Annotated in this window: 14 protein-coding genes and 3 pseudogenes; 6 read left to right on the top strand and 11 right to left on the bottom strand. The window is 59.5% G+C overall.

Features of this window, described 5'->3' with window-relative positions:
* Positions 1-30: 30 nt before the first annotated feature.
* The 8 genes and pseudogenes from ACFSQT_RS17925 to ACFSQT_RS17890 all read right to left on the bottom strand — a co-directional run.
* A pseudogene (locus ACFSQT_RS17925) lies at positions 31-207 on the bottom strand (2-phosphosulfolactate phosphatase); the annotation flags it as partial.
* Complete coding sequence (locus ACFSQT_RS17920) at positions 204-734, bottom strand: PfkB family carbohydrate kinase (RefSeq protein ID WP_379020947.1); 531 nt, start codon at positions 732-734, stop codon at positions 204-206. The pseudogene ACFSQT_RS17925 and the gene ACFSQT_RS17920, both read right to left, overlap by 4 nt.
* The gene (locus tag ACFSQT_RS17915) at positions 659-1,138 is read right to left on the bottom strand and encodes a PfkB family carbohydrate kinase (protein WP_379020782.1); all 480 of its coding nucleotides are present in this window, start codon (positions 1,136-1,138) and stop codon (positions 659-661) included. Before ACFSQT_RS17915 ends, ACFSQT_RS17920 begins: the two co-directional genes overlap by 76 nt.
* A 1-nt stretch (position 1,139) precedes the next feature.
* Positions 1,140-1,907 carry a GntR family transcriptional regulator gene (locus ACFSQT_RS17910; RefSeq protein WP_379020780.1) on the bottom strand — a complete coding sequence of 256 codons (768 nt, stop codon included), beginning with the start codon at positions 1,905-1,907 and terminating at the stop codon, positions 1,140-1,142.
* Between the two features lie 118 nt (positions 1,908-2,025).
* Positions 2,026-2,706: pseudogene (locus ACFSQT_RS17905) on the bottom strand (co-chaperone GroES); the annotation flags it as partial.
* A 735-nt stretch (positions 2,707-3,441) separates the two neighbouring features.
* Positions 3,442-3,873 carry an IS1096 element passenger TnpR family protein gene (locus ACFSQT_RS17900; RefSeq protein WP_095090355.1) on the bottom strand — a complete coding sequence of 144 codons (432 nt, stop codon included), beginning with the start codon at positions 3,871-3,873 and terminating at the stop codon, positions 3,442-3,444.
* A gap of 8 nt (positions 3,874-3,881) precedes the next feature.
* Positions 3,882-5,165: an IS66 family transposase gene (gene tnpC, locus ACFSQT_RS17895; protein WP_379016781.1), complete on the bottom strand. Its 1,284-nt coding sequence runs from the start codon at positions 5,163-5,165 to the stop codon at positions 3,882-3,884.
* A 134-nt stretch (positions 5,166-5,299) separates the two neighbouring features.
* Positions 5,300-5,773 carry an IS66 family transposase gene (locus tag ACFSQT_RS17890; protein WP_379020778.1) on the bottom strand — a complete coding sequence of 158 codons (474 nt, stop codon included), beginning with the start codon at positions 5,771-5,773 and terminating at the stop codon, positions 5,300-5,302.
* Between ACFSQT_RS17890 and ACFSQT_RS17885 the strand changes: the two genes are divergently transcribed.
* Positions 5,772-5,978 (top strand): hypothetical protein, encoded by a 207-nt coding sequence (locus ACFSQT_RS17885; RefSeq protein ID WP_379020776.1) that lies wholly within the window; start codon positions 5,772-5,774, stop codon positions 5,976-5,978. The genes ACFSQT_RS17890 and ACFSQT_RS17885 overlap by 2 nt on opposite strands.
* A 404-nt stretch (positions 5,979-6,382) precedes the next feature.
* On the opposite strand, the pseudogene ACFSQT_RS17880 reads toward ACFSQT_RS17885, so the two are convergent.
* A pseudogene (locus tag ACFSQT_RS17880) lies at positions 6,383-7,112 on the bottom strand (IS6 family transposase).
* Between the two features lie 72 nt (positions 7,113-7,184).
* On the opposite strand from ACFSQT_RS17880, the gene ACFSQT_RS17875 reads away from it, so the two are divergent.
* Both ACFSQT_RS17875 and ACFSQT_RS17870 read left to right on the top strand, forming a co-directional pair.
* Positions 7,185-7,364: a PLP-dependent transferase gene (locus ACFSQT_RS17875; RefSeq protein ID WP_379020774.1), complete on the top strand. Its 180-nt coding sequence runs from the start codon at positions 7,185-7,187 to the stop codon at positions 7,362-7,364.
* A complete protein-coding gene (locus tag ACFSQT_RS17870; protein WP_379020772.1) occupies positions 7,361-7,648 on the top strand; it encodes a PLP-dependent transferase in 288 nt (95 codons plus the stop codon). Before ACFSQT_RS17875 ends, ACFSQT_RS17870 begins: the two co-directional genes overlap by 4 nt.
* A gap of 48 nt (positions 7,649-7,696) precedes the next feature.
* Here the strand turns inward: ACFSQT_RS17870 and proX are convergent, their stop codons facing one another.
* Positions 7,697-8,674: a glycine betaine/L-proline ABC transporter substrate-binding protein ProX gene (gene proX / locus ACFSQT_RS17865; RefSeq protein ID WP_379020770.1), complete on the bottom strand. Its 978-nt coding sequence runs from the start codon at positions 8,672-8,674 to the stop codon at positions 7,697-7,699.
* 908 nt (positions 8,675-9,582) lie between these two features.
* Here proX and ACFSQT_RS17860 point away from each other — a divergent pair.
* The 3 genes from ACFSQT_RS17860 to ACFSQT_RS17850 are packed head-to-tail and all read left to right on the top strand — an operon-like array spanning position 9,583 to position 13,296.
* A complete protein-coding gene (locus tag ACFSQT_RS17860; RefSeq protein WP_379020768.1) occupies positions 9,583-11,070 on the top strand; it encodes an aldehyde dehydrogenase in 1,488 nt (495 codons plus the stop codon).
* Position 11,071: 1 nt separating this feature from the next.
* Positions 11,072-11,959, top strand: a complete 888-nt coding sequence (locus tag ACFSQT_RS17855; protein ID WP_379020766.1) for a dihydrodipicolinate synthase family protein — start codon at positions 11,072-11,074, stop codon at positions 11,957-11,959.
* Complete coding sequence (locus tag ACFSQT_RS17850; RefSeq protein ID WP_379020764.1) at positions 11,959-13,296, top strand: NAD(P)/FAD-dependent oxidoreductase; 1,338 nt, start codon at positions 11,959-11,961, stop codon at positions 13,294-13,296. Before ACFSQT_RS17855 ends, ACFSQT_RS17850 begins: the two co-directional genes overlap by 1 nt.
* Before the next feature lie 250 nt (positions 13,297-13,546).
* Here the strand turns inward: ACFSQT_RS17850 and ACFSQT_RS17845 are convergent, their stop codons facing one another.
* Positions 13,547-14,347, bottom strand: coding sequence for an NAD(P)H-binding protein (locus tag ACFSQT_RS17845; RefSeq protein ID WP_379020762.1), 801 nt, complete (start codon positions 14,345-14,347; stop codon positions 13,547-13,549).
* Positions 14,348-14,361: the final 14 nt, after the last annotated feature.

The following is a 14,361-nucleotide window of genomic DNA, read 5'->3' as shown; positions in this document are numbered from 1 at the left end:
CAGCTCGGCGCAGATAGCGCCATTCTCGCCAACGGCGGCGCGCGCTTTGGCGACGTCCGAGCGAAATCCTCCGACAAACACACGATCGCTGCCGGCGTCGAAAAGCGCGACAATAGCAGTCGTGGCGCGGATCACATCGACGACAATACATACGTCGCCGGCGATAGCTAGGGGGCTGGTGGGAAGGAAAGCGACCTTTATTTTCATCGGGGAGCGGTCCGGGTTTTCATCAACTCAGCGATCTGTCTCTCATCGGGCAATGCCGGAACCACGAGCTTTTTCGTGACTGCGAGGGCTCCCGCTGCGGTGCCGCGGCGAACGGCTTCAGCGAGGGTCAATCCACTGGCCAGCCCTGCAGCGAGTGCCCCGTTGAATGCATCTCCGGCCCCAGTGGTGTCGACGACGTCGACCGGGTAGCTCGCGATTTTTGTCATTCCGTCAGGCCCGGCAATCAGCGCACCATCCGCTCCCAGCGTCATTACAACGTGCCCGACGCCGAGGCCGCGTAGTCTTGCCGCTATTTCGGCGTCAGCCTGCCAATCGTCCGCCTCGAGCCCCAGCAGGATGCGTGCTTCCGACTGGTTCGGGGTTAGGATGTCGACATCGGCAAGGATCTCCTTCGGCAAGGCGCGGCCAGGTGCAGGATTAAGGATGGTCGTCAGTCCCCGCGTCTTGCCGATGGCAAGCGCGCGGGCCGCCGTCTCGACTGGGATCTCGAGCTGTGTGAGTAGGATGCCCGGGCTCTTCCAGGTGGCTGCGAAGGTTCGACATCGGTCGTCGTGAGCCGCGCATTGGCGCCAGGATCGGTGATGATGCGGTTCTCGCCTGCGGTGTCGAGAATGATGATACCGGCCATCGTAGGCGTCTCGGATGTTTGCCTCACCGCCGAGCAGTCGACACCTTCGACACGCCAAAGTTCCAGAGCTTCTAAACCAAATTTGTCGGCGCCAACCCCCGCCAGCAGGCTGCATCTGGCCCCAAGTCTCGCGGCTCCGATAGCCTGATTGGAGCCTTTGCCGCCATTTCCGAAGGCGAACCCCGACCCTAGCAAGGTTTCACCCGGCGCCGGTACCTCGCCCACAATCCAAAATGCGACTCCGTAAGAGCCAACTACATAGACTTCCTCAGAGCGAAGCATCTCATCTACTCCGGCCGATCAATCGGCGAGGTTGAGCGATCGAGGCGCTGTTTCGCTCGATCCAGCAGCTGTAAATGTAGCGATCCGCCCGATAAGACGAGGACGAGAAGTAAATAATCCGATCGGCCGTGTCGAAGGCAGTACGATCGATCTGCAGCACCGCTGTGCCGCTCGACACGTCGAGTGCTTTTGCCAGTTTTGCACGCGCGATGCCGGCCCGTATCTCCTGCTTAGCTCGGGCCAGCGGCACACCAAGTTGCTGCTCAAGAATCTCGGTGAAAGAGGTGTCGGCAAGGTCGAGTTTTTCCATCAGGCGACCGATTGCTGCTACGAACGAAACTGTCTCAACTGCTACGACCTCGTCGTCGATCGTTCGCACGCGCTCGATGGTGAAAATGCTCTCATGGGTCGGCACGTTAAGTGCGGCTGCCACGGCGTCAGCGGGACGCCAGTGGGCCGTCATATGCCTAGCACCCGGCCGGAATCCGCGGGCTGCCGCTTCTTCCGAAAATCCTGAAAACGTAAGCAGGTCCCGGCCGATGTGACGCTTCGCAACGAAAGTCCCTTTGCCAGCGCGTCGATACAGCAAGCCTTCACTCACAAGCGCGAGCACCGCCTGTCGCACAGTGCTGCTGCTGAGCTCGTGCTGCTTCATCAACTCCATCTCAGTTGGAAGTTGATCACCAGCATTATAGACACCGCTCTCGATCTGAGACCGAATGATGTCGGCGAGCTGAATATGAAGTGGGGTTCTACCGGGTTGTATCATGCGGCCTCCTTTGGCGAGTCATTGTTACCACAAGGTACCTGCGTGCGACAATATTAGGTTATTGCATTCTTACAAGAAATACGTTCGCGCACGCTTTGGAGGAACATTGGCGGGATTTGATCACGCCTTCGTTGAAGAGATCGGCCGAATTCGTTGGTTTGCGCGTTCCAGCCATAGCCGAACTCCGGCTTCTCGCAGCCTGCCGACGACGATCGAGCCATCCACACCAGCATTCTCGGCGATCTGGCGCGCCGCACGGCGATCTCGACACCGGTCTTCTGGTCGGAGCCATCGATGGCGGCCGCGTCGAACGCCCTTGCTGCCCTGAGCAGGGCCACGCCACCGCCCGGCAAGACCTCCTGTAGCTTTTCGCGGTCGCAGTCGGAGGTGGTCTCCTCGATCTGCGCCTTGAACAGCGTGATGAGGCCCCGGATCTCCTCCTTCCTGCGGGTACCGTCGACGATCGTGGTGTTCTCCTTTTTCTCGATCGTGACCTTCCTAGCGCGCGGCCGAGCACGTCCAGCGTGACATTCTCCAGCTTGATTCTGAGATCCTCACTGATGACCGCGCCGCCAGTCAGGATCGCGATATCCTCCAGCATCGCCTTACGGCGGTCGCCGAGCTTGAGGTCCAACGGCTGAAGCTGGCCGGGTTCTTTGCGTGCGCCAAGGGCGGCGGCGATCACCTCGGCCTTCAGCGGCTTTTCCTTCGCGGTGTCGGGAATGATGATGCCGTCGGCCGCCGTCTCCTCGGCCTCGAGGCGGCGAACCAGGGTGCGGTCATGTAATGGACGGAACATCATATCGTTCTCCTTCAGGACAAATAGATTGCAACAGGCTACCCGATTTGGACCGAAAGGGCCGGTGCGGGGCTCGCGCCCCCTTTTCGGCATCGCGTGCGCATGCGGACCTAATTTTCCCATTCAAGAGTGGACTTGCTTGGGAGTTCCACCGTTATGCCTGCTGTCGTGGGACGGACAACCGTTGTCGCGATGCGGACGAGACGAAGTATGGTCTGAACCATATCCTGAGCCTGCGAAATACGTCTTCGGCGCGTTCAGCAGCTGGCATACTAGTTGACGGATGCGCGTCATATCACGCAGCCTGGGCTAACCCTGGGGCCACGATATCAAATGGAAGCACCGTCAAGGTGCCCGTTTGACAGCAATGACGGGTACCTCTTGGCAGTCGCCACGGGTGAGAGTTGATATTTCCAGCTGTTCGAAACAGCGATACTCGATAAATATTTGAATTCTCTTGCTTCTAATACGAACGCCGAGGCCGAATCCGTAAGACGGCAAGCTACTGCTGCAATGGTGCGGATCATGGGTCTTACTCCATTCCTGAGAGCCGAGGTGTGCTTTGGTATCTTTCTCTAGAATTATCTTATCGATCACGCATTATTTCGGCTTCTATCTGCGCATGAAGAAACTCTGTTTAAGTGAACGGCACCAGATGCGAAGCAATCGTCATGCCAGATGCAGCCAGGGCTTAAATTGTAATTACCCACCCTTTCGATGCGGCACGGTGCGTCGTCACTCGTCGTCGATGTCCGGGTACTGCGGGGGAGCCTTGCCGATCTTGCTGACGATCCTCGGGTAATTGGCATCGGGCTGCGCCTGCCCTGTTCCAATAAGTTCAACGCGGAAGCGCCACTCGTCACCGTAGTCGTACAAGAAGGTCATTGCCGAGCCCACCTTCTGAAAGGCTGTGCTGACGCGCGTGCCCTTCACGCTGCGAGAGCCGCTCCCCTCTATGTCGGCGAAGAGTTCGAACCGCAGGGGCGAGTCGAACAGCTTTCCCGTCAGCTTTGAATAGAAGCCGTAGGCGTGGTCCAAGTCGAAGCCAAATGCCGCTACGATGGCTTCGGCCAGATCCGCCAGCGTGCTCGAACTCGACACCTCGATGTCCCGACAAAGCCGTGCCCGAAGAGAGGCTCGGAAGATCAAGGTCGCGGGCTCAGTCATCGCAGATTTCAGGCGCTGACGGTTTGAAGGATGATTTTGAAGGGGTTCGTGCCTGGCGCGAGACGAGCCGTGTCGACGACGGTTCGAATGTCGGCTTCGCCCTGGGCGGCCCACATGGCGCGATAGCCGTTGGTGATCTTCCGTTGAACGACGGCGGGTCTCAGCGCCCGTTCGCAGGCGTTGTTCGTCGCGTCGACCATTCCTGGCCATTGGGCAAAGGTCAAAAGTTGATTACGAGCTCGCCTGAACTTGTTTTGGATGTCGCGGGCCAGATCGCACGACGTTGTGGTGGCGAAGATATCGTCCAGACTTCGCTCCAGGGCGCGACGCTTGCCGGCGATGGTCGAGGCGGCGAAGGTTTCGATACCGTCGGCTAGGGCGAAGGCCCTTTGCAGCCAACGCTTGAGCCGTGAGGGCAGCATGTCCTCACTTGCCTCGTCCGCATAGGCGACGTCGCGGGCGAGATGCGCCAGGCAGGTCTGATGCGCATTTGCGTGACCTTGTTGTGCGGCATAGCGATCGGAACACCAGACGTCGGGCCGATGGCCGTCCATCAGGGTCCGGACCACGACAGCGCCGCGCGTTGGCGCCGCTTGATGAACAACCGCTTCGGCGCAGCGAAACACCCAGTGGTAGGCGTTGCTTCCTTCGATCCGCACGCCGGTCTCATCGGAGGCGATGACCTTGGCCCGGCGCAACGCCGCGACGGCCTTGTCGCACTCGGCCGCGAACGCGCCCTGCGCACGGCGCAACATGTTCATCAGTCCGCCCTGGCTAATGTTGAGACCGAAAAGGTTCGCGAACGCGCCCTGCAGCCGCTCGTAGGACAGGGCCTGGAACGTCTTGAGATAGGTCGCTACGGCGTGCACGCGTGGCCCGAACGGCGTCCCCTTCGCCGCATCTGGCACAGCCGCGACGACCAGCGTGCCGCAGGACGGGCAACGGACTGCCAGGCGCCGATGGCGCTCAATCAAAGGCCTGATCGCGGGAAGCTCAATCTTGTCGTGCTCGCTGACGGTTTCGGCAGCAAGATCGCTCGACAGGCTGGCGCGGCAGCAAAGACATTGGTCGGGATGATGATCGATGATGCGATCGGCATCCTCACTCATGGCGCGGCTGTGACCTTTATGACCCGCCTTGGCGCCGCCAGGCTTTGCCCTGTCCCGACGCGCCTTGCGATCGCTCGAAGGTGGCTTGGACGACGTGCGCGATGTCTTCTCTGGCCGCTGTATCCGCAGCACCAGATCGATCAACTCTTCCTTCGTCAGACGCTGCAAATCAGTGCGATCCATATCCACATAGATTCAGGGATTCTTGCCCCTGACAAGGGCGTGAGTAATTACCTTAAATTTCAAGCGGTTAGGAATTCTTCGAGTAACCGGGGCAAAGGCGGTGGCGTTTGGGCGCGTCGATCTGCTGTTGGGATTCAGTGAGCGGCGAGGAGAACGGGAAGCGGTAGGATCTTGCTGCCAGGGATGCCGAGGCGATCGCCGAGATAATCCCAGAAGCTGACACCGAGCTCGTTGCAGGTCTTCATCATGCTGAGCATGGTGTCGCGGGCGGCACGGCCCTGGTCGCTGTGGGTTCCGCCGCTGATCTTGCGCCGGGTCACCACGCTGCGGATATCGTTCTCCGAGCCGTTGGTGTAGAGCGGAATGTCCGGGCGTTGGAGGATCTTCAGGAAGCTTTGGCGGTCGGTCCGGATGCGCGCGAGTAGGTCGAGGGTCACGAACCTGGTCTTCATGCCGACGATCCGGTCGAACCGCCGGGCCAATTCCCTGGCTCTTCGGGGCGTGGGATCCAGACACCACGCCTTGATGTCGTTGTAGAGCCACCAGATCCGGCTCTGGATCAGGGCCTTGGCGCGGCGCTGCGGTTTCGGTGAAGCTATCGAGGGCATGGATCTGCCGCTCCATGTGGACCCAGCACCGCGCGTGCTCGCCGATTGCGAACTGGCCCGCCCCATCACTGAGGATGACGGTGCCGTCGAGGGCCTTTGCCTCGGTCAGACCGCCCCACAACGCGCCTTCACTGGCGATGCGGAACGGGTCCAGGGGGCCATCCTTGGGCTCCAGGCCATGGGCGAGCAGATGGGCGTCCCATGACGCCGCGTCCTCGAACCCGGACGGCTCGCGCCCGGCAAGAAGATCCAGCATGTAGGCGCGTGAGGCGGCGTTCAGGACCCACCGGGCCGACCCGCCGTTCAGGAGCCGCAGGAAGTTCAGCCGGCTCTTCGACTTGGTGGTCGTGAACACAGCGAACCGGTCATTGCCGATTTGCGTACACACGCCATTGACCGCGCCATGGCGGGCCCCGGTGGTACGCATACGCTAGAGGCCGCCTACTGACGCGTACCTTGTGGCGGTAGTGTCCGCATAGATTAAGTGGACGCGTGGCGATGAAGTATCTGGGCACCTCGAACTACGGCATTTCCGAGACCGGTGGGGCTGCAAAGGGTGGCGTCGCCTTAACTTGGGTTGGGCACGGGATGCCCCCCGATGTGGCCTCTTCACGCGGCTGTCGACAAAGCGATTTGCCTCCAGACCGCCATAGTGGCGGCTCGAATGTCGCGGTGATCGGCGGCTATCAGATGTTTCCGGTGAAGATTGAAGAGGTTGGCGATCGGGCCATGGATGGAAACGAAGCGCTGGCATTGTCGTGCCGACTTGAACCGGATCATACCTCGTTCTCGCCGTCGAACTGCCAGATGAGAATTCTCCGCTCGGTTATTCAGCCCCTAATGCGATCGATGCTCGACACCTGGCATGATTTCCCTTTTGGCCGCATCGTAGGATCTGAGCTTGTCGGTGATCATGACGCGCGGCGTGAGTGCCTTGCCCTTTCAGCAGCTTTCGCATCAGCTTCAAGGCCGCCTTCTTGTTCCGGCGGCTCTGGATCAAGGCATCGAGAACATAGCCATCGGCATCGACGGCCCGCCACAGCCAGAATTTCTTGCCCTTGATAGCAACGACCATTTCGTCGAGATGCCACTTGTCGGCAAAACTACCCCTGGACCGCCGCCGGATGGAGCGGGCATATCCGCGGCCGAACTTGGCAGCCCATTCCGCGACAGTCTGGAACGAGACTTCGATGCCGCGCTCGGCCAGAATATCTTCCACATGACGCAGGCTCAGTGGAAATCGGAAGTAGAGCCACACCGCATGCGCTATGATCTCGGCAGGAAAACGATGACGCTTGTATCGGAGCGTCATAATATCGGTGGGCGGGTGCGGGCTCATGCCCGTAAAGTCCGCCGAAAATGTTAAGGCGACGCTATCGGAACGCTCTCTCCCTTCAACGCCTGGCTGATCATGCGCGGCTCGGTCACCTTGCCGCTTCGGCTCAGGCAGCAGTTCTTGACCGCGGAACTTGTCGCCCAGTCGCTCGCTGCCGACAAGCGTGTTGCCTATGTCACCTACCCAGGCCTTGAAAGCCATGACCAGCATCAGGTTGCGAAGAAGCAGTCGCCGGCAAGGGCTATGGCGCGATGATGGCCTTCGCGGTCGAAGGCGATCCCGACACTCAAAATCGGTTCGTCGCAAATCTGAAGGTGATCACCTCGGCGGTCTCGCTCGGTCACGACGAGAGCCTGATCGTGCACGTGGGCGGCAGCGGCCGCGGCGGCTCGGATCGCTATCCACCCAACTTCCAGAAGTACGGGCATCTGCGCCTCTCGATCGGTCTTGAAGATCCAGAGGACCTCATCGCAGACATCAAAAGCACCTTCGATGAAACGCTCGTTCAGGCCGGAACTAAAATTCTAATACAGAACTGATGTTAATACAGAGAAGAGCCGGACCAAGTATCCCGCTCTTCCTGTGCATTACTTTGCGGCCTTCGCGTCGGCAATCCATTTGTTCCACTGGGTCTTGTGAGCAGCTATCCAGTCCGTAGCATGCTTGGCAATCTGGTCAGGGCTTTTCTCTCCGTCGTAGATCATCTTGTTTTCGGCGCTAACGTCATCAACTGGAATAGTTACCTCCTCCAGAAAGTTCTTTGCCGACGGATTGGCTTTGAGCCAAGCAGTGTTCGCAATGACTTTTGTATCGTTGACTGGAAATCCTAAATTGCCGAGACCTTCGATCTCTGTGCTGCCAGTTTGGCCATCGGGAAGTGACGTAGACTTCACATTCAGCCATGTAACATCCTTTCCAGGGACGAGCACGCCGGAAATCCAGCCAGGAACCCAAGTGTAGTAAAGCGTGGGCTTGCCTTCTTTGATGCGTTCGATGGCATCCGCCATAATGGCGAAATAGCTGCCTTGTTTGTGCTCGACGGTGGCGCGCAATCCATAAGCGTCGAGATGATGTTCGATCATACGTTCGCAACCCCACCCCGGGTCACAGCCGAAAAGATCGGCCTTGCCATTACCATCAATATCAAAAAGTTTAGCTTTCTCCGGATCTTTTAAATCCTCGAGGTATTTGATCCCGGTTGCATCCGCTGTCTTCTTATCGATCAGATATCCCTGTATGTCGCCGTGCACCAGTGTCCCCACTGTCATAAGCTTCTCGTCGCCTCCTGCTCCCTCCCAGAAGGCCTTGTGCATCGGTGCCCAATGCGCCGGATAGTACTGCAGGTCTCCAGCCGCAACGGCGGTGTGTGCGAGCGGGACTTGAACTTGCTCCGGCTGCTCCTCGACATCGTACCCCAACTCTCGGAGACCGTCTCTCACGACATACCCTTGAAAGAGCTCTTCGTTTACGCCACCGAGCCAGCCATATTTCACCTGTTCGGCCCCAGCCGACAGGGTTGCACTGGCCACTATCGCGATCGTTGCAACGGCAATTTTGAATTTCATTTTGTTCTCCCTGAATCCTCCGGCACCATTGCTCGGGTCTCATTAGATGTCTTTTCCGTCCGACTGGATGCTTCGTCGGAGTCTTGGCCCATCGCCATGCTTACCATCGCCACGCGGATTGCGAGCCTGAGGGCAGACTGGCATTTGCCTGCCTCCATGCTCATCGACAACGCTGTTGGGCGCAAATCAGTTTTTGTGCGCACCGCTATAACGACAGGTCATGGTAGCCAGTGGGAGGAGTGCGTCTGACCCCGCGTCGGAGCTGGAGGCGGGGCAAGACTCAAGATTCGCTGCCTTTGCTTACAGAAGCCAATCGCTGTCATTTCGAGATGGCTCGCGCATTCCCCTCTACCTCGCCAGTCGTCATGGACTGCTGGAATTGGGCATCGCGAGGCCTAGTTTATTGCTTGCGAGTAGCAGGGCATGATCGGGGCGGAACGCTCGCGTACCTGAAGGCATACCGAACGAGCTGCGGCGCGGCCCGACTGAGTCACGGCATTCGCGCCAATGCGCCCCACGGGCAGAGCGCCAAGCATGATTTGCGCGGGTTGGACGGCACGCCTGTTGTTGCACCCCGTTGGGATCCCTATGACTCCTGGTTATCTCAACCCCCATTAATACTCATTTGAAGTGGGGGCGCCTGCTGCGTATAGCATACCGAGCCTTGACCCGGACTGGCTTTTTGTCGCCTCGGCGGTATCGGCAGGGTGGCTTGGTCTTCGAAGAGAAGATCGTCCGCATTCGATGGACCGGTGCAGCTACCTTAGGTGTCATCGTGTTGTGGGGCGACCGAGGACGAAGTGAACTGGCCTTTTGGTCTCCAGAGGCGATGTCGCTCATGCCGCTCCGCAGCATCGACAGCACTCGAAGGCAAGTCTTCGTCAGTGGTGAACCAGAGGAGAATGGGAATGCACGGCACAGTTGACTACAAGAGGCAGGCGCAATCCATCAGGTTGCCCACCAACATGATCGTGAATGGAGCGCCGGTCGCGGCTTTGTCGGGCAAGACTTATCCCACCATCAATCCGGCAACAGGCAAGGTCCTGGCTGACCTCCCGGCGGGTTCAGCGGCGGACGTTGACAAAGCGGTTTCCGCCGCAAGGCAAGCGTTCGAGGACGGGCGCTGGTCGAAGCTGGCGCCGGCCAACCGAAAGCAGGTGCTTCTGAGGCTGGCTTCTGTCATCGAGGAGAACGCGCTCGAATTGGCGCTGATGGAGAGCGTTGACAGCGGCAAGACGATCACTGACTGCATAAACATCGACGTACCGGAGGCCGTCAACAGTCTCAGATGGCATGCCGAAGCCATCGACAAGATCTACGACCAGGTCTCGCCAGCAAACGACTCTTCTCTCGGCCTCATCGTGCGCGAGCCAATCGGCGTCGTTGGCGTCGTTCTTCCGTGGAACTTCCCGCTTCTCATGCTCGCCTGGAAGATCGGCCCTGCGCTTGCCGTGGGCTGCACTGTCGTGGTCAAGCCGGCGGAGGAGACATCGCTCACGACGTTGCGTGTGGCAGAGCTTGCACTCGAGGTCGGAGTTCCAGCCGGCGTCTTCAACGTTGTGACAGGCGATGGTCCGGATGTCGGAGAACCGATCGGCCGTCATGCGGATATCGACGCAGTCTCCTTCACCGGCTCGACCGAAACCGGCCGTCGCTTCCTAAAATACTCATCGGAGAGCAATCTGAAGGAAGTGGTCCTCGAGATGGGGGGCAAGAATGCCTGCATCGTCATGGACGACGTTCGCAATCTAGACGCCGTGGCCTCTCACATCTGCAACGGCGCGTTCTGGAACGTTGGACAGAACTGCTCGGCCATTTCGCGCCTTTTCGTTCACAGAGCCGTGAAGGATCGGCTTCTGGAGAAGCTGGCGGAAGTCGCAAGGACCTGGACGGTGGGCGACCCTCTTGACCCCGAGACCCGCATCGGCCCGCTGGTTTCGACCATTCATTTCGAGAAAGTCAGTGGCTACCTGGAAAATGATGGCAGGCTTGTCGTTGGCGGAAAGGTTGTCGGTGGGACGACTATTGAACCGACGATCATCGAATTTTCCCGCCATGAAGGTAAGCATATTCGCGAAGAAATCTTCGGGCCGATCCTCTCGGTCATCCCGGTGGACTCTCTTGCAGAAGCGGTCTCGCTGGCAAATCAGACCGAATATGGCCTAGCGGCTTCGGTTTTCGCTGGCGACGGCACGAGGGCGCTTCGGGCCGCGCGCGCGATCAAGGCGGGGACGGTCACGGTGAACTGCTACGGAGAGGGAGACACCGCCACTCCGTTCGGTGGCTACAAGCAGTCGGGCTTTGGTGGCCGGGACAAGTCCATCCACGCGCACGATCAGTATTGCCAGACCAAGACCGTATGGGTCGATCTGACCAGCTCCGAAGAAGGGATTTGAAATGTCAACGTCCGCTTTTCCCGGTCTTAATCTAGCGATCACGACACCGTTCGACTTGAGCGGGCAGGTCGATTTCGGGCGTTTCGAGGCACTCATCGAGCGCTACCTGGCTGCCGGCGTCGATGGTTTCGTGTTTAGTTCTGGTACCGGGATGCATGTCTATCTAACTCCTGAGGAATCGAGATGCGTCATTGAGCGCGGCGCGCGCGTGGTGTCCGGACGAGCCAAAGTAATCGCCCAGGCTTCGGCGCTGCTGACAGCAGATGTCGTAGCAAGAACGCAATTCGCCAAGGACGCCGGTGCCGACGGTGTCATGGTGCTCCCGCCATTCTTCGAAGGTCCATCGGACGACGAAAGCATTTTCGACTTCTACGCTGAAGTCGCAAAGGTCGGGCTGCCCATCATCGGCTACAATGTGCCTCAGGCGGTAGGTGTGCGGATTACGCCTGATCTGCTGCGAAAGCTTTGCGAACTTCCCGAATTCCGCGCGGTGAAAGACAGCAGTGGAGACCTGATTTCCCAGGTCAGGTTGATCGCAACCGGCCTGGATGTCATCAACGGGGCCGATCCGCTGGTACCTTTCTCTCTGTTTGCGGGTTGCTCTGGACTGATTTGGGGTGGGGCAAACATCGCTCCTCGGACTTGCGTTGCAATCACGAAGGCCGCCAAGGAAAAAAGGTGGGACGACGTGCGGGCGATCGGGCGCCAGCTTGAACCGCTAATGTCCCTCCTTTGGGAGGGCGACTATGTCCAGCATGTTTACGCGGCGGCTCACGTTACCGGTTATGGCTGTGGCAGCGCACGGAAACCCTTCGGCTCCATCTCGTCAGATCGGATCGCTGCACTGCGGCAAGCGCTGGGCGGGCTGGTCGAGCAAGAAGCCTTGTGATGATGGCAAAGACGTTTCGCGCTAGTCGATTACCGGCGCATGGTGCAGAGCCAGGCTGGGCGGCATTGCTCCCCGCGAGAGCTCCCACACCGGCACTCGATCGCGCCATCACTGCGGATGTCGTCATCATCGGCGCCGGCTTCGCGGGATTGGCCGCGGCCACGCGATTGGCTCAGCTAGATCCGACCCTCTCGGTCGCGATCATCGATGCCGATGTCGTGGGGAATGGGGCGAGTGGCCGCAATTCCGGTTTTCTCATTGACTTGCCGCATGACATCTCGTCAGGCAATTTCGGAGTTGACGCGGCCACTAAGAGCCGCAACGAGATCACCGTGGCGCGAAGCGCCATTGAGCTCTATGCGCGGCTGGCACAGGCCAGTGACTGGGGCAAGGACATCTTCGATCCTTGCGGCAAATACAGCGTGGCCATGACGGACGCCGGCAAGGAGCATCTGGCGACCTATTCTGCCAAGCTGAAGGCGTTGGACGAACCCCACCAGCTCCTTGGCGCGGCGGAGATCGCCGACATTACGGGCACGCGTTCGTTCAAGGCCGGCCTCTTCACTCCAGGTGCCGCTATGGTCCAACCTGTTGCGCTGGTGAGGGGCATTGCGGACCGGTTTAAAGGTTCTGTCAGCCTGTTCGAACGGACACCCGCCCTGTCTATTGAAACCTCCTCGAGCGGGTGCACCGTGAAGACCCCTAAAGGCGAGGTCAGAGCCGCTAAGGTGATCCTGGCGACGAACGGGCATGCTGAAAGCTTCGGCTTTGGAAGCGGTGAGCTTCTCCACGTCTTCACCTACGCATCGCTGACCGAGCCGTTTGCCCCTTCGCTCATTGGCGGGCTCAGTAAATGGGGAGCAACGCCGGCAGCGCCGATGGGGACGACGGTGAGACGGATCAACGAGGCTGCTGGTGACAGAATTCTCATCCGGTCGCGCTACAGCTACATACCTAGCATTGAAGTTGGCGCCACCGCTATGAAAGGCGCGGCCAAGCTTCACGATCGCAAATTCGCGGACCGCTTTCCCGATCATCGCCACCTAAAGATGCAGTATCGTTGGGCGGGTGCAATGGCGCTCACCTGGAATACGGTGCCGCTATTCGGCGAAGTGGAGGATCGGATTTTCGCGGCATGCGCCTGCAACGGCATAGGGGGGACCAAGTCTACCGCCGCAGGCATAGCAACGGCGGAACTCGCAGTCGGTCATCAATCCCTGCTCGGTGAAATTTTCCGCGCTTTCGAGAAGCCGCAAAGATTGCCGCCGCGCCCGCTCGTCGAGGTGGGAGCACGATTGAACCTCGCAATGCGGGAATGGCGCGCTGGACGCGAATAGGCACGCCAGCAAGCCGGCTCTCGCTTTGGGGGATACGCCGAGACGCCTCGGCGATTTTCGCAGAGGTTGCGCTGCCTCTAGTGAGAGGCTATGGCCATGCACCGCCATGGGTCTCGGCCAGTTGAGATCAACAGCTCTCAAGCCAAGCCCCCTGCTCGGCCTGATGACACCCTGCTGCGAGTTCGAGCTCTCATTTCTGCCGCCGTCTCGAGGTCACCCGGCCTACGCCAGGAGATAGGTGCACTGTAAACTACTGCGCCGATTGTCGAGCGGCGGCGCAGGCAATCTCTAGCGCGTCTAGTGGCGTAGGCACCAACGCGACGAGGTCTGTTGCATGAGTTTCCAAAAACCCGGCCGCTGCCGCCGACGAAATCGACATCAGCATGGGAGGTTGGAAAGCGAACAGTGGCAAGGGCGAAAGCCGCGCGCGTTCCTCCTCAAAGCTGCTCGGCTCATAAGGGATTGCTATTTTTTGTGCGAGGTCCGCGATGGAAAACGCGGCAGCCCCCGACAACTCGTAGCAGCGGCCGGCATGCTTAACCGGATCGCTAAGCACCGCAAGCGCTGCTTCGGCCAGATCCGCTCTTGCAACCGCGGAAATCCGGCCCTCGCCAAAGGGAGTGGAAATCACCCCCTCGCGCGGCGCAGCGAGAGAGCCGATCAGTTCTGCATAGAGGCCATTGCGCAGGATGGTCCAAGCCATACCGCTTGCCCGAAGCTCGCGTTCGGTCCAGCGGTGCGCCAAGGCAAAGCCGAGATGATCGCTCGCACAGGTGAGGCTCGTGTAGACGACATGCTTCACCCCCTGAGCGCGAGCAGCAGCCAGAACGGCACCATGTCGACGGACCACGCAATCGTCTTCTGCAGAGCCGGCCGAAGTCAGGAGCATGGTCTCGACGCCGGTGAAGTCGAGCGTTTCGGATCTGTCGAAGTCAATGGAGCGGTCAGCACCGGCAGTTCTGCTGTCGGCGAGAACCGCAATGCCTTTCTGCCGCGCCCGTGCTACGATCTGCGATGCCAACTGGCCCGAGGCTCCGGTTATGAGGATCATGGTTCTTCCTTTCA

The organism is Mesorhizobium calcicola (assembly GCF_042682105.1).
Lineage (GTDB): Bacteria > Pseudomonadota > Alphaproteobacteria > Rhizobiales > Rhizobiaceae > Mesorhizobium > Mesorhizobium calcicola.
This window is presented reverse-complemented; position numbering and strand designations above follow the sequence as displayed.

Bases quoted from the DNA above. Each gene is read 5' to 3' on its own strand.
- ACFSQT_RS17915 (WP_379020782.1), bottom strand. From the start codon at position 1,138: ATGCTTCGCTCTGAGGAAGTCTATGTAGTTGGCTCTTACGGAGTCGCA.
- ACFSQT_RS17910 (WP_379020780.1), bottom strand. From the start codon at position 1,907: ATGATACAACCCGGTAGAACCCCACTTCATATTCAGCTCGCCGACATC.
- ACFSQT_RS17900 (WP_095090355.1), bottom strand. From the start codon at position 3,873: ATGACTGAGCCCGCGACCTTGATCTTCCGAGCCTCTCTTCGGGCACGG.
- tnpC (WP_379016781.1), bottom strand. From the start codon at position 5,165: ATGGATCGCACTGATTTGCAGCGTCTGACGAAGGAAGAGTTGATCGAT.
- ACFSQT_RS17885 (WP_379020776.1), top strand. From the start codon at position 5,772: ATGGATCTGCCGCTCCATGTGGACCCAGCACCGCGCGTGCTCGCCGAT.
- ACFSQT_RS17890 (WP_379020778.1), bottom strand. From the start codon at position 5,773: ATGCCCTCGATAGCTTCACCGAAACCGCAGCGCCGCGCCAAGGCCCTG.
- ACFSQT_RS17875 (WP_379020774.1), top strand. From the start codon at position 7,185: ATGCGCGGCTCGGTCACCTTGCCGCTTCGGCTCAGGCAGCAGTTCTTG.
- ACFSQT_RS17870 (WP_379020772.1), top strand. From the start codon at position 7,361: ATGATGGCCTTCGCGGTCGAAGGCGATCCCGACACTCAAAATCGGTTC.
- proX (WP_379020770.1), bottom strand. From the start codon at position 8,674: ATGAAATTCAAAATTGCCGTTGCAACGATCGCGATAGTGGCCAGTGCA.
- ACFSQT_RS17860 (WP_379020768.1), top strand. From the start codon at position 9,583: ATGCACGGCACAGTTGACTACAAGAGGCAGGCGCAATCCATCAGGTTG.
- ACFSQT_RS17855 (WP_379020766.1), top strand. From the start codon at position 11,072: ATGTCAACGTCCGCTTTTCCCGGTCTTAATCTAGCGATCACGACACCG.
- ACFSQT_RS17850 (WP_379020764.1), top strand. From the start codon at position 11,959: ATGATGGCAAAGACGTTTCGCGCTAGTCGATTACCGGCGCATGGTGCA.
- ACFSQT_RS17845 (WP_379020762.1), bottom strand. From the start codon at position 14,347: ATGATCCTCATAACCGGAGCCTCGGGCCAGTTGGCATCGCAGATCGTA.